This window comes from Pseudomonas sp. TTU2014-080ASC (genome assembly GCF_001446935.1).
Classification (GTDB): Bacteria; Pseudomonadota; Gammaproteobacteria; order Pseudomonadales; family Pseudomonadaceae; genus Aquipseudomonas.
Map to the genome: position 1 here is coordinate 312,981 of NZ_LKKK01000011.1, position 24,661 is coordinate 337,641.

Here is a 24,661-nt window from a genome sequence, read left to right on the forward strand (position 1 = left end):
GATGAAAGTCTGGGCAGTAGCCAACCAAAAAGGTGGAGTCGGTAAGACCACCACATCAATCGCGCTGGCAGGTTTGCTGGCCGATGCCGGCCGCCGCGTGGTGGTGGTCGATCTTGATCCGCATGGTTCGATGACCAGTTATTTCGGGCACGACCCGGACACGCTTGATCGCAGCTGTTTTGACCTGTTTCAACATAACGGTAGCGTCCCAGAAGGACTGCCTAAAAGTTTGTTGCTGCCAACCAGCCATGAGCTGATCTCCCTGTTACCGTCGAGTACCGCGTTGGCGACGTTGGAGCGTCAGTCGCCGGGGCAAAACGGTCTGGGCCTGGTGGTTGCGAAGAGTCTGGCGCAGCTCTGGCAGGATTTTGATCACGCCATTATCGACAGCCCGCCCTTGCTTGGGGTGTTGATGGTCAACGCTTTGGCTGCCAGCCAACAGCTAGTGATTCCGGTGCAGACTGAGTTTCTGGCGGTTAAAGGGCTGGAGCGAATGGTCAATACGCTGGAGATGATTAACCGCTCACGTCGTCAGGCCTTGCCGTATACCATCGTGCCGACCTTGTTTGACCGCCGCACTCAGGCCTCTCTGAGCACTTTGCGTGTACTGCGCGATATGTTCCCGGAGCAGCTCTGGCAGGCCTATATCCCCGTGGATACCCGTTTACGCGATGCCAGTAGAGCAGGGCGTACGCCTTCTCAGTTTGACAAGAACAGCCGTGGCGTTATTGCTTACCGGGTTTTGCTCAAGCACCTACTGTCGCGTTCACTGGCTCCACAGGTTGCGTAAATGCACAGTTGTCAGCAGCAGTTAAACTCAAGTCAGGCGCAGAGCCGGCCGATAGCCTTTAGACTTTGTTATTTCAGGTTGTACCCATGAGCCGTCCACTTGCCACCGCTAACCGAACTCAACTGGCTTTGCAGTCCTATCTGGATGATTTGCTGCAAGAAGCTGCGGTGGAGTTGTCCGTATCGGAAAGCACCAGCATCAGCCCGGATGAGTTCGAGTTGGCTGTGCTCGAAGAGCAGGTGCGTGACGCCCGCCTGAACCGCCCGGAGCCAGTAGCTGTGGTAGCTCCGCTGGTTACACCAAGTGAGCCGGTGCAAAAAGTGGTTCAGCTGCAGCCGGCCGTTCCGGTTCAGATCGATGAGCCGACACCCTGGGGGCAGCCAGCTAATGAGCCCCAGCCGCCGGCTCAAGTGTTCAGAGAGCGCCCTGAGTGGGCGGATGGACCGTTTGAGTGCCTGCTGTTTGATGTAGCAGGGCTGACGCTGGCGGTTCCGCTGGTATCCTTAGGCTCGATTTATCCCCTTGAAGGTCAGGAACTCACGCCTCTATTTGGTCAGCCGAACTGGTTTCTCGGCATCCTGCCTTCTCAAAGCGGCAACCTGAAGGTGGTGGATACAGCGCGCTGGGTGATGCCTGATCGCTACCGTGATGAGTTCCGCGATAACCTGCAGTATGTGATTTCAGTTGGTGGCTATGAGTGGGGCCTGGCGGTGCATCAGGTCAGCCGCTCAATCCGAATCGATCCGGCTGAAGTGAAATGGCGCAGTCAGCGAACCCAAAGGCCCTGGCTGGCTGGTACCGTAATTGAACATATGTGCGCGCTGCTGGATGTGGCTGCGCTGGCCGAACTGATTGCCAGCGGCGCAACCCGCAGCATGCAGCCGGGGCAAGTTCACTGATCTACGCAGCGCTGTACGCTCAATGCAGCTTTGCATCTATAGTAATGCGCGCGGGGCCAACACCCGCCAACGCCGTGAAAGCGGTTATTGATGAGGCTAGGGAATATGAAAAAGAGTTCTGCACAAGGTTCTGAAGATCCGATTCTGCAGTGGGTGACGTTCCGTCTGGACAATGAGACTTATGGCATCAACGTGATGCAGGTCCAGGAAGTGTTGCGTTACACCGAGATCGCCCCGGTGCCGGGCGCTCCCAGCTATGTACTGGGGATCATTAACCTGCGCGGCAACGTCGTGACTGTAATCGACACCCGTCAGCGCTTTGGTCTGGACTCCAGCGAAGTGACCGACAATACCCGCATCGTCATTATCGAGGCGGACAAGCAGGTGGTGGGTATTCTGGTCGACAGCGTGGCTGAAGTAGTTTACCTGCGTCAGTCCGAGATCGAGACTGCGCCTAATGTCGGCAATGATGAGTCCGCCAAGTTTATTCAGGGCGTTTGCAACAAGAACGGCGAACTGCTGATTCTGGTTGAACTGGACAAAATGATGACCGAGGAAGAGTGGTCAGAGCTGGAGAGCATCTAAGTCATGCTTGATGTGCTGCTTGTTGTACTACTCGTTGCAGTGCTCTTGCTCAGTATGGGGCTGGCAGGAGTGTGCGTCTGGTTTTCCAGGCTGCTGCGCGAGGCAGAAAACCGGCAGCGAGATCGTGAGAGTGTATTAGAGCGGCGGATCAGGGAGCTGGACCGCCGTTTGGATGCTTACCTGACCGGCAGTGTGAAAATGGGCGAAGAGCTGCAGGAATTGCGGCGTGTCGTGGCGCCGCTGCCGGATAAGCTCAATCAGATTGAGCAGCGCGATCCGAGCAGTCTGTCCTTCACGCAGGCTGCCCGGTTGGCCGGGATGGGGGCTAGTGTCGATGAGCTGACACAGTCCTGCGGCCTGAGCCAGGGCGAAGCTGAGCTGATCAGCAAGATGCAGCAGGCGCGGCGCTAATTTGCAGCGCTACCTGCCGCAGTTTTCGCGGCTGAAGTGGCTCCTGCCGAGTTCCTAAACCCTGTAGGAGTGACTCCGGTCGCAGAATGTCTGCTTCATTACCAGTCAACTCAGTGTTGTGGCCCTGGCAGGCGGGGCAGTGACTCGTCAGCAGCTTCTTGGGCTGCTGGAGTAAAGCCCTCCGGGCACTTGCCTTTCAGATACCAGGCGAAGGCGATGATTTCTGCGATGCAACGGTACAACTGTTCAGGGATCGCTTCGCCCAACTCCATTCGGGCAAGCAGCCTGACCAGTTCAGCATTTTCGTAGATCGGTACTTCATGCTCGCGGGCAATGGCGAGGATGGCTTCCGCCAGCTCGTCATCACCCTTGGCACTGAGAACGGGGGCATTGTGTCCGTCGTAGTTGAGGGCAATAGCCTGACGTGGCGCTTTCTTTTTCATGCGGTTTCATCCACCCAGCGTTGTTCCAAGGTTGTACGCGGACCTTGGGGCGGAATTCCACGGTTACACACTAGTTCTGAGACGTTAAGGCCTGCTTCATTCAGGCGCTGACGCAAGTGATTGAGCTCGCCATCAATGAGGCGAGCTGTCTGTTCACGTTCCGCCCAGAGTTGGCTAGCTAACAGGCCGTGGGCCAGTTGCGCTTGAACTTGCATCGGCCCCAGTGGTTCGACGTCGAACGCTAGCTCAACTCTCCACAGGGTCTCCTGTTTCTCTTTTTTCTTGTCGCTGCTGTCTTCGCGTTGCAGTTTGACCTGCAATGGCACCACTTCATGCTGATTACGCATGGGGATTTCCAACTGCCAGGTGGTCAACAGATTGCCGTCCGGGCCGGTCTGGCTTTGAGTCAGGCTGGACAACTGATGGGTTTGCAGGCGGGCGATGGCGGCAGCGGCGAGTTTAAGCGTGGCCTCCAGGTCATCTTCACCTTCTTCGTTTTTCATCAGCCGGGTTGGCAGCGGAAAACTCAAGCCCAGCTGCCGGGTGCCGGCTTTGTTCAGGGTCTGCAGCAGGTCACGGGCCATTGCGGGTAAGGCCTGAGCCAGCGCGCTGGAGCTGGCTGCTGCGCCTGGAGCGGTGCCGGGCAGTGCGCCGGGCATCATCTGGCTGATCAGGCGTAGCAGGTTGGCTTTCAAATCGGCGGAAAGCCCTTGGGTCTGCCCTCCCAGCAGTTTGCCCTCGAGGAACACTCCGCTGTTTTCCAAAGCTTTGGCCAGGCCTTTGGCTGTGCTCAGTTGAGCTGCGTCAGGCAGGGAGGCAAAGAGCTTCTCCAGGGCACCGGCCAGCCCATCAGGCAGCCCGCCGCCTGCGCGTAAACCTTGCAGAGCTGTGAACAGCCCTTCGAGTGAGCCCTGGCGGCTGAGCTGCCCGCCGAGTTGCTGGCTCAGGGCTAGCTGGTCGAGCCGACCGCTTAACGGTATAAACCCCAGCGACTGGTTACTCTGAACCCGTGCGCTTAGCAGGCTGCCAATGGGCAGGGCGGTGTCACTGTCGATCGCCAGCTGGCTGCCAGCCAGTGAGGTGTTGAGCAGATTAACGATGACCCGGTAGGTGGTTGTGCCGGGCAATTGTTCACGGGACACCACTTTGCCCTGAATCAAAGTACCAACCGGGAGCTGTTCCAGATCTAGACTGGTCATCGGCTTGTTGCTGCTCCCCGTCAGTGCAGACAGCGCTAGGCGTGTCTGTGACAGCGCGGTCACGGCCAGTGTGCTGCCTTGTTCGAGTGGTCGCGAGCTGTTGGCTTCCAGCAGGGCTTGCCGGCCATTGTCGAGGGTCAGGCGTAGCAGTAGTTGAAAGTTCTGCGCGAGGGCCTTTTGTGCGATGACCTCGGCCTTGGCGGTTTCACCGGCAACCAGCAGATCTTCCATAGGTTGTTGCAGGCGTACTGTCAGATCGCTGGCAGGGGTAGCCGGCCGATTAACGGTGTTGGCGGGCGGAAGTGGCCGGGAACTGCTGATTTCACTCATTGGCGGGTTACACCCTGTCGAAAATGCCCGCTGCGAGAGGAGAGGGCAGACATGTATAATCGCGCCCCGTCGTTGCGGCTGCGCATTTCTATTGCGTCAGTATATAGCGGCCAAAGCCCGGCCGACTTGAAGCCGTTTAGCCATTGAATGTAGGTGTGGATGTTTTGACCAGCCCTGTTCTTGAAGCCGTAGCGCTCGCCTGTGAGCGGGATTGGCGCATGCTCTTCGAGCGTCTGGATCTGCGCCTGACGCCCGGTGAGATGCTTCAGGTGATTGGCCCGAATGGCAGCGGCAAAACCAGTTTGTTGCGCCTTCTTGCCGGTTTGATGCCACCGACCGATGGGCAGATTCTGCTTAACGGTCGTGCGCTGGCGGAGCAGCGTGAAGAGCTGGGCCGCACAATGCTGTGGATTGGCCATGCAGCGGGGATCAAAGGGCTGCTCACGGCGGAAGAAAATCTGACCTGGCTGTGTGCCCTGCATCAACCGGTTAGCCGTGAAGCCATCTGGAACGCGTTGGCCGCAGTCGGTCTGCGCGGTTTTGAAGATGTGCCGTGCCACACCCTTTCGGCGGGGCAGCAGCGTCGAGTGGGCCTGGCCCGTCTGTATCTGCCGGGCCCAAGCCTGTGGGTCTTGGATGAGCCCTTCACCGCACTGGACAAAGCCGCTGTCGCGCAACTCGAGAGCCATCTGGCACAGCATTGTGAACAAGGTGGACTGGTAGTGCTCACCACTCACCACGAAATGACCCTGAAACCTGCAGGCTATCGCGCGCTTGATCTGGGGCAGTGCCAATCATGAGCAATGTTTTTACCCTTTTGCTTGCCCGCGAGTCGCGCTTGCTCTTTCGACGTCCGGCCGAGCTGGCCAATCCACTGGTGTTCTTTGCCATTGTGATCGCTTTGTTTCCGTTGGCCGTCGGCCCACAAACCCAGTTGTTACAAAGCCTTTCGCCGGGGCTGATATGGGTGGCGGCATTGTTAGCCGTACTGCTCTCGCTGGACGGGCTTTTTCGCAGTGATTTTGAAGACGGATCACTGGAGCAGTGGGTCCTTTCGCCGCACCCCCTGCCTCTTCTGGTTCTGGCAAAGGTGCTGGCACACTGGCTGTTTTCCGGCTTGGCTCTGGTGCTGCTGGCGCCGCTGCTGGCACTGATGTTGGGGTTGCCAGGACGTTGTCTGCCGGTATTGCTGCTCTCGCTGCTGTTGGGAACACCTATTCTGAGTTTGCTGGGAGCTGTTGGCGCGGCCCTGACTGTAGGCCTTAAGCGCGGTGGTTTGTTGTTGGCGTTACTGATCCTACCGTTGTACATCCCTGTGCTGATTCTCGGCAGTGGAGCGCTACAAGCCAGCCTGCAAGGATTGCCGGCGGTCGGTCATTTGTTGTGGCTGGCCAGCCTCACTGCTTTGGCGGTGACCCTGACACCTTTTGCAATTGCCGCAGGTCTGAAGATCAGCGTTGCAGAGTAACGATAAGCCGTATCGGCCGGCTGAGCAGGAAGGCATGAACCGCCCTGCCAAATGGCCTCGCATTGATGAGTAACCTGATGAACTGGACGTGGTTTCATAAACTCGGCTCGCCCAAGTGGTTTTACGAGATCAGCTCACGCTGGCTGCCCTGGCTGGCCGCGGCTGCTGTTGTCTTGATGATCGTTGGCATGGTCTGGGGGCTGGCTTTTGCGCCGCCGGATTATCAGCAGGGAAACAGCTTCCGAATTATCTATATCCATGTTCCAGCGGCATTTCTGGCCCAGTCAATTTACGTCATGCTCGCGGTGGCAGGCATTGTCGGCCTGGTCTGGAAAATGAAACTGGCCGATGTCGCCCTGCAACAGGCAGCACCGATTGGTGCCTGGATGACGGCGATTGCGCTGGTCACAGGAGCCGTGTGGGGCAAACCGACCTGGGGCACTTACTGGGTCTGGGATGCACGCCTGACTTCGATGCTGATTCTTCTATTCCTTTACTTCGGCGTGATCGCCCTGGGCCAAGCTATCACCAACCGTGACAGCGCCGCTAAGGCCTGTGCGGTGTTGGCGATTGTTGGTGTGATCAATATTCCGATCATCAAATACTCGGTGGAGTGGTGGAACACCCTCCATCAGCCTGCCACGTTCAGCGTGGTGGAAAAACCCGCGATGCCGTTCGAAATGTGGATGCCGCTGCTGATTATGGTGCTCGGCTTCTACTGCTTTTTCGCTGTGGTGTTGCTGATGCGCATGCGCCTTGAAGTACTTAAACGTGAGGCCCGCAGCAGCTGGGTAAAGGCCGAAGTCAAAGCTCTGGTGGAGAAAAGAAAATGAGTTTCACCAGTTTCAGTGAATTTATCGCCATGGGCACCCATGGTCCGTACGTTTGGTCCTGCTATGCCATTACTTTGGCTGTGTTGGCGCTGAACGTGGCACTGCCGCTTCTGGCACGTCGCCGTTACCTGCAAGACGAGGCGCGTCGTTTGCGCCGGGAGGAAATTAAGTGAATCCGGTGCGTAAAAAACGCCTGTTTATCATTCTGGCGATTCTGGCTGGCGTAGGCATCGCCGTTGCGTTGGCACTCAGCGCGCTGCAACAGAATATCAACCTGTTCTACACCCCGACTCAGATCGCCAACGGTGAAGCGCCGCAAGACACTCGCATCCGTGCCGGTGGTTTGGTCGAGGCCGGTTCGGTTAAGCGCTCAGCGGATTCGCTGGAAACCCGATTCGTGGTGTCTGATGGTGCGCATAACGTCACCATCAGCTACACCGGCATTCTTCCTGACCTGTTCCGTGAAGGGCAGGGCATTGTCGCCATGGGCAAACTGGACGCCGAAGGCCTGCTGGTTGCTGACGAAGTGCTGGCCAAGCACGATGAAAACTACATGCCGCCGGAAGTGATGCAGGCATTGGAACAGAGTGGGATGAAGCAGAAACACGACGCAGCGACACAAGGGAGCGCTCAATGATTCCTGAGCTTGGCCATCTGGCTATGATTCTGGCGCTGTGCATGGCAGTGGTGCAGGCCACTTTGCCATTGATCGGCGCTTGGCGTGGCGACCGTCAGTGGATGGGGTTGGCACAGCCTGCGGCATGGGGGCAGTTCGCCTTCCTGCTGATTTCCTTTATCTGCCTGACTTATGCGTTTCTGGTAGACGACTTCAGCGTTGCTTATGTCGCCCACAACTCCAACAGCATGTTGCCTTGGTACTACAAGTTTAGCGCGGTGTGGGGTGCCCACGAAGGCTCGCTGTTGCTGTGGGGCCTGATTCTGGCGGGCTGGACTTTCGCCGTGGCGATCTTCTCCCGCCAGTTGCCTGAAGAGATGCTCGCCCGCGTGCTGGCGGTCATGGGCATCATCAGCATCGGTTTCCTGCTGTTCCTGATCGTCACCTCCAACCCGTTTGAGCGCATCCTGTTCGATACCCCAGCCGATGGCCGCGACCTTAACCCGTTGCTGCAGGACTTCGGTCTTATCGTGCATCCGCCGATGCTGTACATGGGCTATGTGGGCTTCTCGGTAGCTTTTGCCTTTGCCATTGCTGCTTTGTTGGGCGGCAAGCTGGATGCAGCTTGGGCACGCTGGTCGCGTCCGTGGACGATTGTGGCCTGGGCCTTTCTCGGCATTGGCATCGCGCTGGGCTCCTGGTGGGCGTACTACGAGCTGGGCTGGGGCGGCTGGTGGTTCTGGGACCCGGTTGAAAACGCATCCTTTATGCCTTGGTTGGTCGGTACCGCGTTGATTCACTCGCTGGCGGTTACTGAAAAGCGTGGCGTGTTCAAAAGCTGGACCGTGTTGCTGGCCATTGCCGCGTTTTCCCTGAGCTTGCTGGGGACCTTCTTGGTCCGTTCCGGCGTGCTGACCTCGGTGCATGCGTTCGCCAGTGACCCTGAGCGCGGTACCTTCGTGCTGGCCTTCTTACTGGTGGTTGTGGGCAGTTCGCTGACCCTGTTCGCCATCCGTGCACCGGTGGTGAAAAGCCAGGTGGGCTTTGCCCTGTGGTCGCGGGAGACCTTCCTGCTGGTGAATAACCTGATTCTGGTGGTGGCGGCTGCCATGATCCTGCTCGGCACCCTGTATCCGTTGGTGCTGGATGCGATCAGCGGAGCCAAGCTGTCGGTTGGCCCACCTTATTTCAATGCGTTGTTCGTGCCGCTGATGGCGCTGTTGATGGCAATGATTGCGGTCGGCGTGATCGTGCGCTGGAAAGACACGCCGCTGAACTGGCTGATCAGCATGCTCAGCCCGGTACTGATCGGCAGTGTTGTGCTGGCTGTGGCTGCGACTTTCCTGATCGGCGATTTTAACTGGGGCGTGTTGGCGGTCTGGCTGCTGGCAGCCTGGATCATCTTCGCCGCTATCCGTGACATCTTCGACAAGACCCGTCACAAAGGTTTGCTCAAAGGTTTGCCAACGCTTGGGCGCAGCTACTGGGGCATGCACCTGGCGCATCTGGGTATGGCTGTCTGTGCCCTGGGCGTGGTGCTGACCAGCGTGGGTAGTTACGAGCGTGATATGCGCATGGCTCCGGGCGACAGCGTGGAGATTGGCGGTTACCAGTTTGTTTTTGAAGGTGCCAAACACTTTGAAGGCCCTAACTTCACCTCTGATAAAGGCACCGTGCGTGTCCTCAAAAACGGTGAAGAGCTGTCCGTGCTGCACCCTGAAAAACGTCTGTATGTCGTGCAACAGGCAACCATGACTGAAGCGGGCATTGACGCCGGACTGACCCGTGACCTGTTCGTCGCCTTGGGCGAGCCGTTGGATAACGGTGCCTGGGCGGTGCGTGTGCACATCAAGCCGTTTGTGCGCTGGATTTGGTTGGGTGGCTTACTGATGGGCTTCGGTGGCTTCCTTGCGGCGGCTGACAAGCGCTACCGGATGAAAGTCAGAACACGTGTACGTGATGCGCTGGGCATGACGGAGGCCAAAGCATGAAACGTCTGTTGTTGTTGATCCCCCTGGCGGTTTTTCTGGGTATTGCGGTGTTTCTCTATCGTGGCCTGTTTCTTGATCCGTCGGAGCTGCCTTCAGCACTGATTGGCAAACCGCTGCCGGCCTTCGCCCTGTCTGATGTGCAAACGGGCAAGTCGATGACTGAGGCCGACCTCAAGGGCAAGCCTGCGCTGGTCAACGTCTGGGCGACCTGGTGTGTAGCCTGTCGGGTTGAACATCCGGTGCTGAACAAGCTGGCTGAGATGGGTGTGAACATCTATGGCGTCAACTACAAAGACGACAACGCTGCTGCGCAGAAGTGGCTGAAGGATTTCCACAATCCGTACCAGCTTAACGTGGCCGATCCTGCTGGCAGTCTGGGGCTAGATCTGGGCGTGTACGGTGCGCCGGAAACCTTCCTGATCGACAAGGACGGCATCATCCGTCACAAGTTTGTCGGAGTGATTGATGAGCGTGTCTGGCGCGAGCAACTGGCCCCGCTGTATCAGCAACTGGTGGATGAGGCGCAGCCATGAAACGCTTTCTGAGCGCTGTCGCGTTGGGGCTGGCTATCTTCAGCACGGCCCAGGCAGCTATCGATACCTACGAATTTGCCAATGAGGCGGAGCGTCAGCGCTATCGCAATCTGGTGGAGGAGCTGCGTTGCCCGAAGTGTCAGAACCAGAACATTGCGGATTCTGACGCGCCAATTGCTATGGACCTGCGCGCGCAGATCTTCCGCATGCTGGAAGAGGGCAAGAGCAACGATCAGATCATCGATTATCTGGTCAGCCGCTATGGCGATTTCGTCCTCTATAACCCTCCTGTGACTAGCCGCACTCTGTTGCTGTGGTACGGCCCGGCCGGTTTGCTGGTCGGTGGCTTTATTCTGCTGGGCGTAATTCTTGTACGCCGTCGCCGTGTCAGCAGTGAAGGCTCGGCGTCCGGGCTGTCTGCGGATGAACAGCAGCGCCTGTCGGCATTGCTTAACTCGCCTCTGGATAAGAAAGACTGATGATCGAATTCTGGTTGTGTGCCGGGCTGTTGTTGTTGGCTGCTCTGGCGTTTCTGCTGATACCCATTCTGCGTGGCCGTAAGGCTCAGGCGGAAGAGGATCGCACTGCCCTTAACGTCACCCTGTATCAGGAACGTCTGAACGAGCTGCAAGCGCAGCATGCTGCGGGAGCTTTGAGTGACCAACAGCTGGCCGATGGCCGCGATGAAGCTGCACGTGAGCTACTGGCGGATACCGAAGGTGCCCAGGCGCTGCCGGTACAGCGCCGTTTGGGCTCGGCCATTCCCCTGATTGCCGCGGTACTGGTGCCGTTTGTGGGCATTGGTTTGTACATGCACTGGGGCGCGCAGGAAGAGATCGAACAGGCACGCCTGTTTGCTCAGCAGCCCAAAGACATTCAGGAAATGACTGAGCGTCTTGAGATAGCGGTCAAGATGAACCCTGAATCGCCTGAGAGCTGGTATTTCCTTGGTCGTGCTTATATGGCTCAGGATCGGGCCGCTGATGCGGCTCCGGCGTTCGAAAAAGCCGTCAATCTGGCCAACCGTGCACCTGAGTTGTTGGGCCAGTGGGCGCAAGCGCTGTACTTCGCCGGTGACAAAAAGTGGACTGATCAGCTGCAGAGTCTCAGTGATGAAGCGCTTAAGGCTGATCCGAATGAGGCAACCACTCTGGGCCTGCTGGGCATCGCGGCTTTTGAGGAAGGACGCTATGCAGTTGCCGTGGAGAACTGGCAGAAGCTGGTGGCCTTGCTGCCTGCTGAAGACCCTTCGCGTCAGGCCATTGAAGGCGGGATTCAGCGGGCGCGTGAGCAGTATGCGGCGGAGTCGGGCGAGCAGCTGCCAGCCACTGCTCCGGCAGCTGTGCACAGCCTGACGGTACGCGTGGCGTTGGCTGATGAGCTGAAAAGCAAAGTTCAGGCAGATGACACTGTGTTTGTATTTGCCCGAGCTGTCTCTGGCCCACCGATGCCACTTGCGGTTAAGCGCCTGAAAGTCTCGGAGCTGCCTGCTGAAGTGACGCTGTCGGATAACGACGCGATGATGCCGGACATGAAAATCTCCGGCTTTGCTCAGGTCCAGTTGGCTGCACGTATTTCCCGCAGCGGCAATGCAACCGCTGGCGAGTGGGTAGCGAATGGTCCGGCAGTGGCCAGCGACAGCAAAGAAGCCCAGAACCTGCTGATTGATACCGCGGACGTACGCCAGCCATGATCCGACTGAGTCGTGCGCTGGTGCTGCTGGGGATATTTAGCCTCGGCGCTTGCGTACAGGTTCCGGTTACGCCGCCAGTACCGGCGGCTAAGCCCGGTGCGAGCAGTAATCATCCGCGCTTTGCTCCGCCGCCAGGTGTGCAAAGCCGTTGGGATGCTGTGCTGGGTGTGTACGTGGTGTCAGGCACGCCGCATCTGTATTACCGAGAGCGCACCTATTATCGCTGGGACGCAGGCTGGAGCTGGTCCACATCCGTCAGTGGTCCGTGGACAGCGACTGACACCAGTGGTGTGCCGCCAGGCTTGTCGCGCTATTACGGGCATTAATTTGTCCCAATGAAAAAGGCCGCCAGGGTTCAGCTCTGGCGGCCTTTTTTGTGGGCGCTGGGATGTTAGTCAGCCACTTGCAACTTTCGCGCTTCGCTATAGACGAACCGGACCTTTTCGTACTCAAACGGAGAGTTCAATTGGCCGTAGCGGAAGTTTACGGTGGAGCGCTGATCAACAATTTCCAGCAGGGTGATCTCTGGGTGGTTGCTGCTGGTTTCAGCCACATTCAGCCAATTGACGTAATGCTTGGTGCCGTAGTCAGCTGCCAGGCCAGCTGCATCACGTACGCTGGAGGGCCCCAACAGCGGCAGGATCAGATAGGGGCCAGCGGGGACTCCGTAGTAGCCCAACGTCTGGCCAAAGTCCTCAGCGTTGCGGTGCAGACCCATTTTGGTCGCTGGGTCCCAGATTCCGCCAATGCCCAGCAGGGTGTTAATCATCAGGCGCGCGGTGGTTTCCATCGAACGTTGGGGCTTGAGCTGGAGCACGCTATTAACCAAGGTGGGAACTTCGCCGAGGTTGCGGAAGAAGTTGCTGACACCCGTCTCCAGCAGGTCTGGGGTGATGTAACGGTAGCCTTCAACCACCGGCAAAAACACCCACTCATCGAAGCGGTAGTTGAAGTGGTAAACGCGGCGGTTCCAAGACTCCAGCGGGTCATAGACGTTCAGGGCGTTGAGGGTTGAGCGTTCAAACTCACGTTGATCCAGTCCCGGATTAAACTGCAGCTGCTGCAGCGGGTTCTTGAAACCGTCGGCGTCAGCGGCTGGTTGGGCGTGAACCAGGGTGCCTGTCAGCATCAGGCCTGCGCACAGGCTGTAGGAGACGAACTTAGCCACGGAAGAACTCCAGCATGGCGTCGCTGTTGACGCGATAGTTGAGGTTGCCGCAATGGCCACCGTATGGATAAAGGGTCAGGCGATCGCCAAAGGTTTGACGTAGAAAACCAATGTCTCCGGGGCCTAGGATGATGTCGTCGGCGTTGTGCATCACTGCGATCTTGCTGTTGTTTTGCAGGTAGTCTTTGAGAGCATAGAGGCTGATTTCGTCGACCAGCTGGGTGACGCTGCCACCACCCGTGCGGGCCCGCCACATCGGAATCAGTTGCTCGGTCATGTAGCAATCAAAGTCGCAGTACAGCGCGTTTTTGAAGAGCGGCGTGAGGCTGGTGCCCTCTTTGATCGGGTAGCCGATAGGTGTCACCAGCCCACGGCGGTTGATCAGATCTGAGGTGAAGGCAATATCCGCCGAGGCAAAGCGGAATACAGTGCCAATCAGCATGGCCAGCTGTTCGTTACTGAGCTGTTCCTTGGAATTCTGGAAGTCGAAAAGCATGGCTTCGTTAATATCGACATAGCCTTTGCTCTGAAAGTAGCGAGCCAGTTTGTTCAGCACCAACTCATAGAAAGTGGTGGTGTCATCCACATCCTTGACGTGGGTCTGTACCAGTTTGTCGAGGTTGGTGATGGATGTGTACAGGTTCACCGGCGGGTTGAGCAGCAGCACCCGCTTGAAATTGAAGCTCTGTTTGGTTTCGTCCATTTTGCTGACAAAGGCTGCGTTCAGGGCACCGAGGCTGTAACCGGTCAGGTAGAAGTCGCTGACTTCAAGGTCATGGTGCTTGGCACGGATTGCCTGCATGGCCAGATACAGGTCGGCGGCGTCGTCTTGGCTCAGGCCCGGCGTGGCGGTACGGGATGCGGAGACAATAAAGTCGAAGCTGGTCGGGGATGAAAGCTGTACTACGTGATAGCCCGCGCCGTAAAAGAGCTTCTTCAGATAGTCTGGAGTGCTACCGGAGTAGGGGGTTCCTGTACCCGCGATGATAAAGATCAGTGGTGCTTTGCCAGGCTGTTCAGCCAAGCGATAGCGCATCTTAGTCACCGACCAGAAGTTTTCCGGGACTTCAAACTCGCGCTCCGGGCGCAGTTGAATTTTGTAGTCGGCCTGTTTGATCTTGTCATCTGATGGCAGCGTGGGCTGCAACATCGATGGTGTGGTGGCGATTGTGGCTTCAAAAGGATTAGTCAGCGGATAGCCATAGGTGCTGGCGTCTATATCGGCTGCGTGCAGTTGGCTCGCGGTGGCCAAGCATCCTACTAAGGCGAGCAAGCGTGATCTGTACGACATGGCAAAGTCTCTGGCACGGGGCAACTTGGATTATCGGTGCGAAATATGACTGTATAAAACCGGCTAAGTGCGACGCCGTTATATTAAACAGGTCTAAAAAATGAAATTATCGAGGCGTTTAGGTTGGTGGAAGGGACGTCCGTTTAATTTTTCCATTCCCACTGGCTGTATTAACTCCATTCAGACTCAAGTGTAGATAGGCATTCGCCTGCTGCTGAAAATTTCAGTGTCACCGGGCTTGTGAGAGCCTATTCTTGGCAGCTGATTTTTTAAGCGGACTTTTATGAAGCGCTATTTACCATTCGTCCTTCTGTTTGCCCTGGTTGCTATCGTGCTTAGCGCTAGCCTGATGCTGCGCACTCAACTGATGGAGGACGACCGCTGGGTGGGCCTGTGTGTCAGTGAACCTGATCTGTGGGGTTGTCAACTGCGGGCGACGCTGGGTTGGTTAATCCATTTTGGCTATATCGCCTATTCGGCGCTGGCTGTTGCCGTGCTGGGATTTATCTGGCGCGGACGGCTAGGCAAGATGATTGCAGGCCTGGCGTTATTAATCAGCGTGCTGGCACTGGTGCTCTACAGTGCCAGCCTTGGAGCGGTGGCTGCGGTGCTGGCGCTGTTGCGCGTGGTCCGGGCTGATAAAACTGCCTGATCAGGTTCTTGACCCGGGCTGGCGCAGGCTGCGCCACAGGGCCAGAACCAGCAGCGTGCAGGTCAGTGCCCAGCCAATGGCTTGCTGGTTGTCCAGACCTTCCTGATAAAGCTGGGGTACCAGGCCTGCCGCGATGAGTAGGGTCAACAGCGCGATTTCCCGGCGATAGCCTTGTGCCGGTCGTAGCAGGTACACCACTGCAGGCAGTAGTAGGGCGGAACTGGAGAAGCTGCGATAGCGAGCGTCGACTACTAGCGCCAGCATCATCACAGCCCCGGCGAATCCAGCCAGAACCAATCCCAGCGCGCTCTTGTTGTGCAGCCAGCGGTACAGTGGCTGGCGTGCAGGTGTCTGGGAGCCCAGATGCAGGGCTGCATAGGCCAAGATCAGCACATTGAGAGCGATCAGAGCCGCAGCCCACAGCCATTCTCCGGTAAAGCGCGCGGTGATCAGGGTTAGTTCACTGTATAGGGCAATACTGCCTGCCCCCAGAGCAGCGAGCAGGGGCAGACTCAGTGCTGCGCGTTTTGACTGTGGGCGACCGGCCAGAAGCAGTGTACCCGCGAATAGGCTCAGGCTCAGTCCAAGCCAAAGTGGCCACTGCGGCAGGTTGGAAACCGGGCCTGCAAGAATCGATTTCTCCTGGCGGTCGGCATCGAATAGCCCCCAGTATCCGCCAACGGCCCCTTCACTCATTCGTTTCCAAGGTTGGTCGAAGGCTTCGATCAGGTTGTAGCGCCAACCGTTTTCTTCAGCCATGGCCACGAAACCACGCATGAATTTAGCCTGGTTGATTCGGCTGGGCAGGGCGGTTTCCCGTTGCCGCCCTTCGCTGGGCCAGCCGGTTTCGCCAATCAGGATGTCTTTCGGGGCGTAAGCACTGGCGAAGGTCTGGCGCACACTCGCGACTTTGTGCAGCGCCTCATCAATTCCGGCTGGTTCATCCTCCCAGTAAGGCAGAAGGTGGATGGTGATGAAGTCCACTGCTGGTGCGACTTCTGGGTGTTTCAGCCAGAACTCCCAGACATCGGCGTAGGTCACCGGTTGTGTAATGGCTGCTTTTACGCGGTGGATTAGGCCGACCAATTGCTGTGCAGTGACCTCTTTGCGCAGCAGTGCTTCATTGCCGACGATGACCGCTTCAATCACGTCCGGGTATGCGTTGGCGATCTTGATCGCGTTGTCGACTTCGCTTGCGGTGTTCTCCGGGTTGCGGCTGACCCAAGCGCCGACCATCAATTTCAGCCCGTGCTTGCGTGCGAGTTCAGGTAGGGCTTCCAGTCCTGTGACCGAGTAAGTGCGCAGGCAGGTGAAGCGTTTGGACAGCTGGGCCAGATCTGCGTCCATCTGCTCGGTACGAATCTGCAAGGGTTGATCAAAAGGCGACTGATCTTTGGCAAAAGGCGTATAGGACGCGCATTGCAGCTTGTGGCTTGCGGTGGCTACGTCTGGCAGTGTCACGGCCTTGCCCAGGTTGTACCAGAGGGCAAAAAGGGCAATCAGCGCTACAAGACAGGAACAGGTAAAAAGGACGTAAAGGCTGCGGGATTTGGCGGGCATGATCAGGCGTGCATAGAGGCTGAAGCACGCATAGTAGCGGATACGCCCAGCCTCATGCTGCCTGTTTCAAAACATCCATCGGGAAGTTCAAGCCTACGCCTGATGATGCAACCAAGCGTGGCTGGGCTGACTTTCGACCGGCTGTGACCGGCCTTCAATACGCTGCCAGACCTTTTCGTGGAAGTAGAAACCAACCGAGTTGCACAGAGGCTCGATGGCCGCGACCAAGCTGCTGGCCGCTACGCTGCCTGTCAGCGCGTAGGTCACACCGAAGGCAATGCAGAAATGCATAACGGTGAAGGTCAGGGTCTTGAGCATGGTACACCTCGATTGAGAATCATTCCTTGTTGGATCGAATCTTAGTCAGGTACTAACTATTTATGAAATTACTCAATAAAATCCACTCAATAGTTTTTATGTATTTAAGAGGCGCTCTGATTGTTGAAACGGCTAAGACGGTAGGGTTTAAGTTCCAGTAGCGCTTGATGCTGCTCCATCAAATTGGGGCTGCAGAGACGAGCCATCAGTTCTGCACTGTAAGCGGCCTGAGTCAGACCAAGATGTTGGTGGCCGAACGCAAGCAGGACTTTGCCATTGCACACGCAGTCCATTACCGGCAATGAATCGGGCAGTGATGGTCTGAACCCCATCCATGGGCTGGCGTCCGATTCGTTTAGGGGCCTGGCAAATAAGTCCTGACTCAATTTGAGCAGCTGCCAGGCGCGTTTCATCTGTGGCGGACGATCCAACCCGGCGAACTCCACCGTGCCCGCCAGTCGCAGGCCGCTGCTCATGGGCGTCATGATGAATTTTCGTTCAAATGAGGTGACCGGAAACGGCAAGCGCTGATGCTCATGGGGCAGCATCAGGTGGTAGCCGCGTTCGGTTTCAAGGGGTACTTTTTGCCCGGTCAGGGTTTGTGTCAGATGGGCTGAGTGGGCACCGCAAGCAATCAGCACCTTGTGCACGTTGAGGGCGCCTTCATCAGTCTGCAACAAGACGCCTAAACGGGTGATGTGGGCGGCATTGACCTGCTGTTTGTAGAAGCTCACGCCGGCTGCAGTACAGGCCTCAAACAAGGCATCGACAACCAGTTTGGGGTCAATAAAGTGGCCGGTATCAGCAAAGAACAAACCACCCTGGATCGACGGGCTGAGTTGTGGAGCGGCCTGCCGTACGGCGTGAGCATCCCACTCTGCAACCGTTACCCCTTGGCTGAGCATTCGCGCTTGTAAAGCCCTCAACGCAGGCTGGGATTGTCTCCGTTCAATCATCAGCAGCGAGCCCTGGCGGCGCAATAGCTGTGGTTTATCAATGGAGGCGAGCAGACGCTGCCACGCGGGCAGGCTGCCTTCGTTCAGCTTACGCAGGCCAGCAATAGAACGCTGTGTCGGTGCTTGGCGCAGGTTCAGCAGTAAGCGGATAAACCATGGCAGCGCCCGGGGCAGGTAGCGCCAGTCCAGGCGCAGCGGCCCGGTAGGGTCAAGCAGCATGCTGGGCAGGCGTTTCAGGATCGACGAATCGGCGATAGGAAAAACCTGCTCAGTGGCCAGATGACCGGCGTTGCCGAATGATGCTCCGAGTCCTGGCTCCAGCCGATCAATCAGCACCACTCGCAGCCCTTGGCGGGCCAATTGCAAAGCGCAGGCCACGCCGACAATACCGGCTCCGATGACTGCAATATCGTGCATAAAGCCTGTGTGAGTCGGCTGAGCAGTGTCTGTCATCTCTTACGCCTCCCGTTGGCCATTACATAGACGCCGCAGCTGCAGTGGATTGTTGGGCTTCAAAGCACCGGGCAGCAGTGCTTCGGGTAAATCCTGATAGCAGACCGGGCGCAAGAAACGCTGGATGGCCGCGCTGCCGACTGAGGTGCTGCGCACATCGGAGGTGGCCGGGAAGGGGCCGCCGTGCACCATGGCATCGCACACTTCGACGCCAGTTGGCCAGCCGTTGGCCAGCAGGCGTCCGGCCTTACGCTCTAGCGTTGCTAGAAGGGCCTGGGCCAGAGGCAGGTCTTCATCATCCAGATGCAGAGTGGCGGTCAATTGGCCCTCCAAGTGTTCGCAGACTTGGCGTACTTCTTCGTCATTACGACATTGCACTACCAGCGAGGCAGAGCCGAATACTTCGTCCAGCAGGGTTTCGTCTTCCAGGAAGTTCTCCGCTGATGTGCTGAACAGATGGGGCTGGCACTGGTTCGGTGCGTCGCTGCTCAATCCGGCGGCCAGGAGGTTTGCTCGAGGGTTAGCGCTGAGCTGAGCGATGCCCTGCTGATAGGCGTGGAAGATGCCGGGGGTGAGCATGGTCTGGGTCGTGCTGCGCTGAATAAGCTCGCTGGCACTGCCGATAAAGCGCTCAAGGTCAGGCCCTTGCAGTGCAATGACGAGTCCCGGATTGGTACAGAACTGACCGGCACCTTGAGTCAAAGAGGCAACAAACCCATTGGCCAGTGTATCGGTGCGTTTTTTTAAGGCGGCAGGGAACAGCAGAACCGGGTTGATCGAACTCATTTCCGCATACACCGGAATAGGCTCGCGGCGCGCCTGCGCGGTTTTACACAGAGCCAGACCGGCACTGCGCGAGCCGGTGAAGCCGACAGCCTTGATGCGCGGGTCGCTGACTAAAGCTGTACCCACTTCACGGCCTGATCCGAACAGCAGGGAGAACACACCTTCCGGCAAGCCGCACTGCTGCACAGCTCGGGCAATGGCATGGCCGACCAGTTCGCTGGTGCCGGGGTGAGCACTGTGGGCCTTAACGATTACCGGACAGCCAGCCGCCAGTGCCGAAGCGGTATCACCGCCCGCGACCGAGAAGGCCAGAGGGAAGTTGCTGGCACCGAACACCACCACCGGGCCGAGTGCGACTTGACGCTGGCGCAGATCACTTCGAGGCATGGGTTGGCGTTGCGGCAGGGCCGTATCGATGCGCACATCCAGCCATTCACCGTGGCGCAGTACGCTGGCGAACAAGCGTAACTGCTGGCAGGTACGGCCACGCTCACCTTGAATGCGCGCATGGGGCAGGCCGCTCTCAGCGACAGCCCGCTCGATCAACTGATCACCCAATGCATCAATCTGTTCGGCGATGCACTCCAGAAATGCCGCCCGTTCAGCCGCTGTTGTTTCACGATAAGTATCAAAGGCCGCGGCAGCCAGCGCGCAGGCTTGATCTACATGGCTGGCGTCACCGCCGGGATAGTTTGGCACCAGCGGAGTATTGGTAGCAGGGTTAATGGCGCGGATGATCTCGCCGTTGCCGGTTACAGCGCGGCTGCCGATGAGCAGTTGGCCTGTCAGCGTCATGTTGACTCCTGAAGAGTAGAGCCGGGCTCAAACAGGCCCGGCTGGCATAAGTAAGTGGCTGTGCCGATCAAGCGAAGTTCTGTTCAGCCATCCAGCTGCTGTACCACTGACGGAACAGGGCGTACTGGTTCTCGGCGTAGTTGCGCTGAGCGTCGCTGAGCACGTCGGTCTCGTTGAAGTGCAGGGTGTATTCCTGGTCGCCGTTGAGCACCATCAGGTACTTGTAATAAAGGACCAGGTCGGTGCCTTCATCGAAGGACGACAGCACGGCCAGGGCGTTCTCCAGCTCCTGTGCCTGACGGCGGGCTTTGGGGTCACCCTTGGCGGCCTTTTTACTTAGCTCGACCAGTTGAAGTACTTCACGTGGCAGCACGTTACCAATGCCGGTGATGGAACCGGTGGCGTTGCAGTTGACGAAGCCGTGCACGACTTGGGTGTCGACACCGACCATCAGGGTGATGTCATCGTTGGTTGAGGTGATGTGCTCAGCGGCATAGCGCAGCGGTTCGGCACCGCCGAACTCCTTGAAGCCGATCAGGTTGGGGTGAGCGCTGCGCAGCTCAAAGAACAGGTCGGCGCGTGTGGAAAAACCGTAGTGCGGGCTGTTGTAGATCACCGCAGGCAGTTTGGGCGCGGCTTGCAGAATGGCTTTGAAGTGGTTCTTCTGTGCCGCAGGAGAGACAGCGCGGGACAGCAGACGAGGAATAACCATCAGTCCTTGTGCACCAACTTTGGCGGCATGGGCTGCATGGGACACCGCTTCCTTGCTATTCACTGCACCGGTGCCAACGATGGTTGGCACACCAGCTGCGACCAAGCGCGCCACGCCTTCCTGACGCTGGGCTTCGCTCAGCAACGGCCAGTCACCCATAGAGCCGCAGTAGACCACTGCGCTCATGCCCAGCTCGATCAGCTCCTTGCCTTTGGCCACCAGAGCATCGAAGTCAGGTTGCCGATCTGCTGTGCAGGGGGTCATTAGGGCTGGGATGCAGCCGGTAAAGATGTTGTCGCTCATGCTATTTCTCCTTGTTAATGCGATGGTGCGAAGGGCTCAGATGCCCCAGGCGAAGGGGTCTTGTTCGTCGATCAGCAGAGTGCTGTCGGCGGTCATGTAGGCGCGTCCAGTGAGGGTGGGGCGGATCTGTTCACCCTCCCATTGGTAACTACCAACAAACTGGCTGCCGGTGATGCTTGCCTGCACCCAGCGCTCGCCGGGGGCGAGCTTGCCGTCGGCGGCAAGGCACGCCAGCTTGGCGCTGGTGCCGGTGCCGCAGGGCGAGCGGTCGTAGGCCATGCCGGGGCAGAGGACGAAGTTGCGGCTGTCGGCCTGGTCGTCATCAGCAAACAGTTCGATATGGTCGATAGGGGCACCGTCAGCGCCTTGAATGCCTTGGTCATGCAAGGACTTGAGCAGGGTGCGAGTGAAGTGGGTCAGGGTTTCGACGTTGTCCAGTTGCAGGCGTTGGCCGTGCTCGGAAACCAGAAAGAACCAGTTACCTCCCCAGGCAATATCGCCGAGAAAACGACCATAACCCGGCACGTCAACCGGCACCTGCTTACGGTGACGATAAGCGGGCACATTGCGCAGGGTGACAGCTCCGTCTTCATGCAGGGTGGCGCTGACTGGGCCGACTGGTGTGTCAATTTTGTGTTCGCCGGGGCTGATCAGTTCCAAGTGGTGCAGGGAGGCCACCAGCCCGATGGTGCCGTGGCCGCACATGCCTAAGTAGCCTGCGTTGTTGAAGAAGATCACGCCGCAGGTGGCATCCGCCGAAACCGGTTCGCAGTACAGGGCTCCGACCAGTACATCGTTGCCTCTGGGCTCAAGCAGGCAGGCGCGCCGCCACTGGTCATGCTCGTTGCGCAACGCCTCGAGCTTGGCCGTCATGCTGGTGCCTGGCAGTTCAGGGAAACCCTTCATCACCAGACGTGTCGGTTCGCCGCCGGTGTGAGAGTCGATGACATGCAGCTTTTTCATATATTCATCCACTGGATAAAAGGTGGTGTGCTCAGGACACAAGCTGTTCGATGTCACGCAGCAGGGCCGCGTCTACCCACACGCCTTCGCGTTCAGAACGCTTGCGTGCGGCGAAGCGGCGTTGTGAGGGCAGGCGCGCGCCCTGATCGGTGATGGCGCTGAACAGGGTTTCTGCGCGTTGCTGATTGAGTGCCAGCTCGTCGCCGAGAAAACGCTTGGGGTCGAAGGCCAGCAGCAGTTCTCCATGGCAGGGGGTGGCACCGGCCCCGTTGTCAAAAGCCATGGACTCGGCGCTGGTCATATCGCCGATAAGGGCGGCGGCCATCAGCTCGATCATTGCGGCCAAGGCTGAGCCTTTGTGCCCGCCGAAGGTCTGCATGGCACCGTCCAAGACTGCCTTGGCATCTGTGCTGGGTTTGCCTTGCGCATCTACGCCCCAGCCCAGTGGGATCGGTTTGTTCTGCCGGGCATGCAATTCGATATCGCCCCTGGCGATAGCGCTGGTAGCGAAGTCGAAAACAAATGGCTCGCTCGGGGCTGGGCGCGGCCAGGCGAAGGCCAGTGGATTGGTACCGAACACGCCTTTGTTGCCACCTTCCGGCGCAACCCAGGCGTGGCTGGGCGTCATGGCCAGGCCTACCAAACCGTGGCGAGCGATGGCTTCGACTTCTGGCCAGAGTGCCGAAAAGTGGAAGCAATTACGGATCACCAGTGCCGCCACCCCTTGCTCACGCGCCTGCTCTACGAGGTAGGGCAGGCCGGTCTGAAAGGCCAGCAACGAATAGGCCTGATGGGCATCGACTCGGGTTATGGTCGGAGCAGGCTGAGTTACCGTCGGCAGTGCGTCCGGGGAAACCTTGCCTGAGCGCAACGTGCGTATGCAGACCAGTACGCGGTACAGGCCGTGAGAGTTGCATTCGTCACGCTGGCCCTGAGTGATCACATCGGCAATGGCGTTGGCGTGAGCTGCACTCATGCCGTTATGGGTCAGCGCCTGCAGCGCCAGGTCATAGACCTGATCGAGGCTGAGGTTGATTTTTTCACTCATGGTCTGGCTCCGTTAGTCCCTGCCCCGGCCTGGTTTCGGCCATGGCGTGGCCGTTATCCGGCAGGTTGGTGCCGCCGGATTGTTCGGCTTCTGGTAATGGCTGCTCTGGCAGCCGTGGATTAATGGCTGTGTTTCACTGCACCGACTGGCAATTCGCACTGGGTCGTTGAGGGACTTTCCTGCTCGTCTTCATCCAGAGACAGGTCCACCAAATGGGCGGGAACACCGGTGGCTGCGCCCCAGTAGTAAATACCCAGCGAGCAGATCGCTACGGCTAGCGTGTCGAAGGGATGCGTCAGCACACCGATTCCACCGAAGGAACCAAGCCAGGACAGCAGGATGGCGACGGCATAGAAGCCAATCAGCCACAGCGATGAGCGCACTTGTTGGGCGATGTTCAGGTGTGCAGTGGGCACATAACGGGCACACAGCAGATACAACACGAACATCAGGATTTGCAGACCCAGCAGCCAGGACACGGTATTCCAGCCGGACCAGTAAACGATCAGTGAAGCAATCACGAACGACAGTGGGCCGAGGATGGCAAAGCGCTTGACCCTGAACGGGCGCGGCATATCAGGCGCATTGCGGCGCAGGGCTGCCACGGATACGGGGGCTACGGCGTAGCTCAGTACCAGTGCCGCTGAGACGACGTTGATCAGCGCTTCCCAGGACGGGAACGGCAGGGTCCAGAACACTGACAGAGCAAAGGTTAGCCACAGCGCCGGACGCGGGATGCCGTTCTCTTCAATGCGGGTGAAATATCGGAAGAAGGTGCCGCTTTTGGCCCAGCCATACACCACACGGGGCGTGGCATTCATATAAATGTTGCCGCAGCCGCTGGGCGAGATCACTGCATCGGCCACTACCAGATAGGCCAGCCAACCAATGCCCAGCGCCATAGCGATATCTCGGTAGGGCAGGGACAGTTCCTTAGCTACACCAGACCAGCCATCAGCGAGCATTTCAGTCGGTACGCCGCCGAGGAAAGCGGTCTGCAGCAGCACATAGATTGCGGTGGACAGCAGTACGGACAGGATCAGGGCAAAGGGAATGGTGCGCTGTGGATTCTGTACTTCGCTCGCCACGGAAATAATTGGTGTCAGGCCTAGAAAGGCAAAGATCACCCCGCCTGCCGACACCGCCATCTCAATGCCCGACAAGCCGTAGGGGGCAAAGCCCTGAACCTCAAAGTTCTCCGGTTTGAAGAAGGTGAACAGCACGCCAATGACCAGCAGCGGGACGATGAACTTGAAAATGCTGATCAGGTTGTTGGCCTTGGCGAAGGTCTTCACACTTCGATAATTGAGCATAAAGAACAGGCAGAGCAGGCCAAACTGCACCAGCCAGCCGAGGATAGTCGGCGAGCTGGAGCCGGGGTGGGTCAGTGATGGAAACCAGGCTGCCGCATATTGGCGGGAAGCGACTACCTCGATGGCGATCAGGCTGGAAAACGCGATCAGAGTGATGGAGCCCATCAGATAGCCCAGCAACGGACCATGGGAGTAAACGGGATAACGCACCGCGCCCCCAGCGACCGGCAGTGCAGCCCCTAGTTCGCAATAGACGATACCCAGCAGCAATACGGCAAAACCGCCTAGTAGCCAGGAAAAAATACCAGCGGGGCCTGCAATAGCAGATACGTGGCTGGCGGCAAACAACCAGCCGGAGCCGAAGATGGCCCCTAGGCCGATAAAGGTGAGGTCGATTAGTGAGAGTTGCTTCTTGAACTTTCCGTTGCCTGACATAGCGGTCGCCTTCTTGTGGGTTATTGGAGAGGCATGTTTGATGTCACGTTGAAACGTTCCCTGTTCGTGTCGGTCGGTTCGACACTCTCTGGCAGGCTGAGCTGGGCCTGGCAGTGA

At 58.1% G+C, this 24,661-nt stretch carries 27 protein-coding genes; 15 read left to right on the forward strand and 12 right to left on the reverse strand.

The genetic code is table 11. From position 1 onward, the window contains the following. Window position 1 precedes the first annotated feature (1 nt). The 4 genes from AO726_RS11850 to AO726_RS11865 all read left to right on the forward strand — a co-directional run bounded on the left by AO726_RS11850 (window position 2) and on the right by AO726_RS11865 (window position 2,685). Window positions 2-790 carry a ParA family protein gene (locus AO726_RS11850; RefSeq protein ID WP_058068285.1) on the forward strand — a complete coding sequence of 263 codons (789 nt, stop codon included), beginning with the start codon at window positions 2-4 and terminating at the stop codon, window positions 788-790. An 86-nt stretch (window positions 791-876) separates the two neighbouring features. Beyond that, window positions 877-1,689, forward strand: a complete 813-nt coding sequence (locus AO726_RS11855; RefSeq protein WP_058068286.1) for a CheW domain-containing protein — start codon at window positions 877-879, stop codon at window positions 1,687-1,689. 105 nt (window positions 1,690-1,794) lie between these two features. Beyond that, window positions 1,795-2,274: a chemotaxis protein CheW gene (locus AO726_RS11860; RefSeq protein WP_058068287.1), complete on the forward strand. Its 480-nt coding sequence runs from the start codon at window positions 1,795-1,797 to the stop codon at window positions 2,272-2,274. 3 nt (window positions 2,275-2,277) lie between these two features. Next, a complete protein-coding gene (locus tag AO726_RS11865) occupies window positions 2,278-2,685 on the forward strand; it encodes a DUF2802 domain-containing protein (protein ID WP_177330553.1) in 408 nt (135 codons plus the stop codon). A gap of 110 nt (window positions 2,686-2,795) precedes the next feature. Here the strand turns inward: AO726_RS11865 and AO726_RS11870 are convergent, their stop codons facing one another. Both AO726_RS11870 and fliK read right to left on the reverse strand, forming a co-directional pair. Beyond that, window positions 2,796-3,128 (reverse strand): EscU/YscU/HrcU family type III secretion system export apparatus switch protein, encoded by a 333-nt coding sequence (locus tag AO726_RS11870; RefSeq protein WP_058068288.1) that lies wholly within the window; start codon window positions 3,126-3,128, stop codon window positions 2,796-2,798. After that, entirely contained in the window at window positions 3,125-4,657 is a 1,533-nt protein-coding gene (fliK, locus tag AO726_RS11875) for a flagellar hook-length control protein FliK (protein WP_058068289.1), read from the reverse strand. Before fliK ends, AO726_RS11870 begins: the two co-directional genes overlap by 4 nt. 164 nt (window positions 4,658-4,821) lie before the next feature. Here fliK and ccmA point away from each other — a divergent pair, with 164 nt between their 5' ends. The 10 genes from ccmA to AO726_RS11925 all read left to right on the forward strand — a co-directional run bounded on the left by ccmA (window position 4,822) and on the right by AO726_RS11925 (window position 12,117). Next, complete coding sequence (gene ccmA, locus AO726_RS11880; protein ID WP_058068820.1) at window positions 4,822-5,457, forward strand: cytochrome c biogenesis heme-transporting ATPase CcmA; 636 nt, start codon at window positions 4,822-4,824, stop codon at window positions 5,455-5,457. Continuing rightward, window positions 5,454-6,125 (forward strand): heme exporter protein CcmB, encoded by a 672-nt coding sequence (gene ccmB, locus AO726_RS11885; protein ID WP_058068290.1) that lies wholly within the window; start codon window positions 5,454-5,456, stop codon window positions 6,123-6,125. Before ccmA ends, ccmB begins: the two co-directional genes overlap by 4 nt. Before the next feature lie 74 nt (window positions 6,126-6,199). After that, window positions 6,200-6,958, forward strand: coding sequence for a heme ABC transporter permease (locus AO726_RS11890; protein WP_152987295.1), 759 nt, complete (start codon window positions 6,200-6,202; stop codon window positions 6,956-6,958). Beyond that, on the forward strand, window positions 6,955-7,131 hold the full coding sequence (gene ccmD / locus AO726_RS11895; RefSeq protein WP_058068291.1) for a heme exporter protein CcmD: 177 nt from the start codon (window positions 6,955-6,957) through the stop codon (window positions 7,129-7,131). The genes AO726_RS11890 and ccmD overlap by 4 nt, the downstream gene beginning before the upstream one ends. Beyond that, window positions 7,128-7,595 (forward strand): cytochrome c maturation protein CcmE, encoded by a 468-nt coding sequence (gene ccmE / locus AO726_RS11900; RefSeq protein WP_058068292.1) that lies wholly within the window; start codon window positions 7,128-7,130, stop codon window positions 7,593-7,595. The genes ccmD and ccmE overlap by 4 nt, the downstream gene beginning before the upstream one ends. Next, window positions 7,592-9,565, forward strand: coding sequence for a heme lyase CcmF/NrfE family subunit (locus AO726_RS11905; protein WP_058068293.1), 1,974 nt, complete (start codon window positions 7,592-7,594; stop codon window positions 9,563-9,565). Before ccmE ends, AO726_RS11905 begins: the two co-directional genes overlap by 4 nt. Next, window positions 9,562-10,098: a DsbE family thiol:disulfide interchange protein gene (locus tag AO726_RS11910; RefSeq protein ID WP_058068294.1), complete on the forward strand. Its 537-nt coding sequence runs from the start codon at window positions 9,562-9,564 to the stop codon at window positions 10,096-10,098. The genes AO726_RS11905 and AO726_RS11910 overlap by 4 nt, the downstream gene beginning before the upstream one ends. Beyond that, complete coding sequence (locus tag AO726_RS11915) at window positions 10,095-10,577, forward strand: cytochrome c-type biogenesis protein (protein ID WP_058068295.1); 483 nt, start codon at window positions 10,095-10,097, stop codon at window positions 10,575-10,577. Before AO726_RS11910 ends, AO726_RS11915 begins: the two co-directional genes overlap by 4 nt. Further along, window positions 10,577-11,791 carry a c-type cytochrome biogenesis protein CcmI gene (ccmI, locus tag AO726_RS11920; RefSeq protein WP_058068296.1) on the forward strand — a complete coding sequence of 405 codons (1,215 nt, stop codon included), beginning with the start codon at window positions 10,577-10,579 and terminating at the stop codon, window positions 11,789-11,791. Before AO726_RS11915 ends, ccmI begins: the two co-directional genes overlap by 1 nt. Continuing rightward, the gene (locus tag AO726_RS11925) at window positions 11,788-12,117 is read left to right on the forward strand and encodes a hypothetical protein (protein WP_058068297.1); all 330 of its coding nucleotides are present in this window, start codon (window positions 11,788-11,790) and stop codon (window positions 12,115-12,117) included. The genes ccmI and AO726_RS11925 overlap by 4 nt, the downstream gene beginning before the upstream one ends. Window positions 12,118-12,182: 65 nt before the next feature. On the opposite strand, the gene AO726_RS11930 is transcribed toward AO726_RS11925, so the two are convergent. Continuing rightward, window positions 12,183-12,920: an MlaA family lipoprotein gene (locus AO726_RS11930; protein WP_058068822.1), complete on the reverse strand. Its 738-nt coding sequence runs from the start codon at window positions 12,918-12,920 to the stop codon at window positions 12,183-12,185. Window positions 12,921-12,951: 31 nt separating this feature from the next. Then, a complete protein-coding gene (locus tag AO726_RS11935; protein ID WP_058068298.1) occupies window positions 12,952-14,250 on the reverse strand; it encodes a serine/threonine protein kinase in 1,299 nt (432 codons plus the stop codon). 283 nt (window positions 14,251-14,533) lie between these two features. Here AO726_RS11935 and AO726_RS11940 point away from each other — a divergent pair, with 283 nt between their 5' ends. Next, entirely contained in the window at window positions 14,534-14,902 is a 369-nt protein-coding gene (locus AO726_RS11940; protein WP_058068299.1) for a hypothetical protein, read from the forward strand. On the opposite strand, the gene AO726_RS11945 is transcribed toward AO726_RS11940, so the two are convergent. The 8 genes from AO726_RS11945 to AO726_RS11980 form a co-directional block, all read right to left on the reverse strand. After that, window positions 14,903-16,462: a glycoside hydrolase family 17 protein gene (locus AO726_RS11945; protein WP_058068300.1), complete on the reverse strand. Its 1,560-nt coding sequence runs from the start codon at window positions 16,460-16,462 to the stop codon at window positions 14,903-14,905. It abuts the gene before it with no gap. Between the two features lie 93 nt (window positions 16,463-16,555). Continuing rightward, window positions 16,556-16,780: a DUF2061 domain-containing protein gene (locus AO726_RS11950; RefSeq protein WP_058068301.1), complete on the reverse strand. Its 225-nt coding sequence runs from the start codon at window positions 16,778-16,780 to the stop codon at window positions 16,556-16,558. A 104-nt stretch (window positions 16,781-16,884) separates the two neighbouring features. Continuing rightward, window positions 16,885-18,189 (reverse strand): NAD(P)/FAD-dependent oxidoreductase, encoded by a 1,305-nt coding sequence (locus AO726_RS11955; RefSeq protein WP_058068302.1) that lies wholly within the window; start codon window positions 18,187-18,189, stop codon window positions 16,885-16,887. 3 nt (window positions 18,190-18,192) lie between these two features. Continuing rightward, window positions 18,193-19,770, reverse strand: a complete 1,578-nt coding sequence (locus AO726_RS11960) for an aldehyde dehydrogenase (NADP(+)) (protein WP_058068303.1) — start codon at window positions 19,768-19,770, stop codon at window positions 18,193-18,195. A 67-nt stretch (window positions 19,771-19,837) separates the two neighbouring features. Then, complete coding sequence (locus AO726_RS11965) at window positions 19,838-20,785, reverse strand: dihydrodipicolinate synthase family protein (protein ID WP_058068304.1); 948 nt, start codon at window positions 20,783-20,785, stop codon at window positions 19,838-19,840. 36 nt (window positions 20,786-20,821) lie between these two features. Beyond that, entirely contained in the window at window positions 20,822-21,748 is a 927-nt protein-coding gene (locus tag AO726_RS11970) for a 4-hydroxyproline epimerase (RefSeq protein WP_058068305.1), read from the reverse strand. Between the two features lie 31 nt (window positions 21,749-21,779). Further along, window positions 21,780-22,796 (reverse strand): Ldh family oxidoreductase, encoded by a 1,017-nt coding sequence (locus AO726_RS11975; RefSeq protein ID WP_058068306.1) that lies wholly within the window; start codon window positions 22,794-22,796, stop codon window positions 21,780-21,782. Between the two features lie 119 nt (window positions 22,797-22,915). Beyond that, the gene (locus AO726_RS11980; protein ID WP_058068307.1) at window positions 22,916-24,544 is read right to left on the reverse strand and encodes an APC family permease; all 1,629 of its coding nucleotides are present in this window, start codon (window positions 24,542-24,544) and stop codon (window positions 22,916-22,918) included. Between the last annotated feature and the right edge of the window lie 117 nt (window positions 24,545-24,661).

Bases quoted from the DNA above. Each gene is read 5' to 3' on its own strand.
- AO726_RS11850 (WP_058068285.1), top strand. From the start codon at position 2: ATGAAAGTCTGGGCAGTAGCCAACCAAAAAGGTGGAGTCGGTAAGACC.
- AO726_RS11855 (WP_058068286.1), top strand. From the start codon at position 877: ATGAGCCGTCCACTTGCCACCGCTAACCGAACTCAACTGGCTTTGCAG.
- AO726_RS11860 (WP_058068287.1), top strand. From the start codon at position 1,795: ATGAAAAAGAGTTCTGCACAAGGTTCTGAAGATCCGATTCTGCAGTGG.
- AO726_RS11865 (WP_177330553.1), top strand. From the start codon at position 2,278: ATGCTTGATGTGCTGCTTGTTGTACTACTCGTTGCAGTGCTCTTGCTC.
- AO726_RS11870 (WP_058068288.1), bottom strand. From the start codon at position 3,128: ATGAAAAAGAAAGCGCCACGTCAGGCTATTGCCCTCAACTACGACGGA.
- fliK (WP_058068289.1), bottom strand. From the start codon at position 4,657: ATGAGTGAAATCAGCAGTTCCCGGCCACTTCCGCCCGCCAACACCGTT.
- ccmB (WP_058068290.1), top strand. From the start codon at position 5,454: ATGAGCAATGTTTTTACCCTTTTGCTTGCCCGCGAGTCGCGCTTGCTC.
- ccmD (WP_058068291.1), top strand. From the start codon at position 6,955: ATGAGTTTCACCAGTTTCAGTGAATTTATCGCCATGGGCACCCATGGT.
- AO726_RS11905 (WP_058068293.1), top strand. From the start codon at position 7,592: ATGATTCCTGAGCTTGGCCATCTGGCTATGATTCTGGCGCTGTGCATG.
- AO726_RS11910 (WP_058068294.1), top strand. From the start codon at position 9,562: ATGAAACGTCTGTTGTTGTTGATCCCCCTGGCGGTTTTTCTGGGTATT.
- AO726_RS11915 (WP_058068295.1), top strand. From the start codon at position 10,095: ATGAAACGCTTTCTGAGCGCTGTCGCGTTGGGGCTGGCTATCTTCAGC.
- ccmI (WP_058068296.1), top strand. From the start codon at position 10,577: ATGATCGAATTCTGGTTGTGTGCCGGGCTGTTGTTGTTGGCTGCTCTG.
- AO726_RS11925 (WP_058068297.1), top strand. From the start codon at position 11,788: ATGATCCGACTGAGTCGTGCGCTGGTGCTGCTGGGGATATTTAGCCTC.
- AO726_RS11930 (WP_058068822.1), bottom strand. From the start codon at position 12,920: ATGCTGACAGGCACCCTGGTTCACGCCCAACCAGCCGCTGACGCCGAC.
- AO726_RS11935 (WP_058068298.1), bottom strand. From the start codon at position 14,250: ATGTCGTACAGATCACGCTTGCTCGCCTTAGTAGGATGCTTGGCCACC.
- AO726_RS11940 (WP_058068299.1), top strand. From the start codon at position 14,534: ATGAAGCGCTATTTACCATTCGTCCTTCTGTTTGCCCTGGTTGCTATC.
- AO726_RS11945 (WP_058068300.1), bottom strand. From the start codon at position 16,462: ATGCCCGCCAAATCCCGCAGCCTTTACGTCCTTTTTACCTGTTCCTGT.
- AO726_RS11950 (WP_058068301.1), bottom strand. From the start codon at position 16,780: ATGCTCAAGACCCTGACCTTCACCGTTATGCATTTCTGCATTGCCTTC.
- AO726_RS11955 (WP_058068302.1), bottom strand. From the start codon at position 18,189: ATGACAGACACTGCTCAGCCGACTCACACAGGCTTTATGCACGATATT.
- AO726_RS11960 (WP_058068303.1), bottom strand. From the start codon at position 19,770: ATGACGCTGACAGGCCAACTGCTCATCGGCAGCCGCGCTGTAACCGGC.
- AO726_RS11965 (WP_058068304.1), bottom strand. From the start codon at position 20,785: ATGAGCGACAACATCTTTACCGGCTGCATCCCAGCCCTAATGACCCCC.
- AO726_RS11970 (WP_058068305.1), bottom strand. From the start codon at position 21,748: ATGAAAAAGCTGCATGTCATCGACTCTCACACCGGCGGCGAACCGACA.
- AO726_RS11975 (WP_058068306.1), bottom strand. From the start codon at position 22,796: ATGAGTGAAAAAATCAACCTCAGCCTCGATCAGGTCTATGACCTGGCG.
- AO726_RS11980 (WP_058068307.1), bottom strand. From the start codon at position 24,544: ATGTCAGGCAACGGAAAGTTCAAGAAGCAACTCTCACTAATCGACCTC.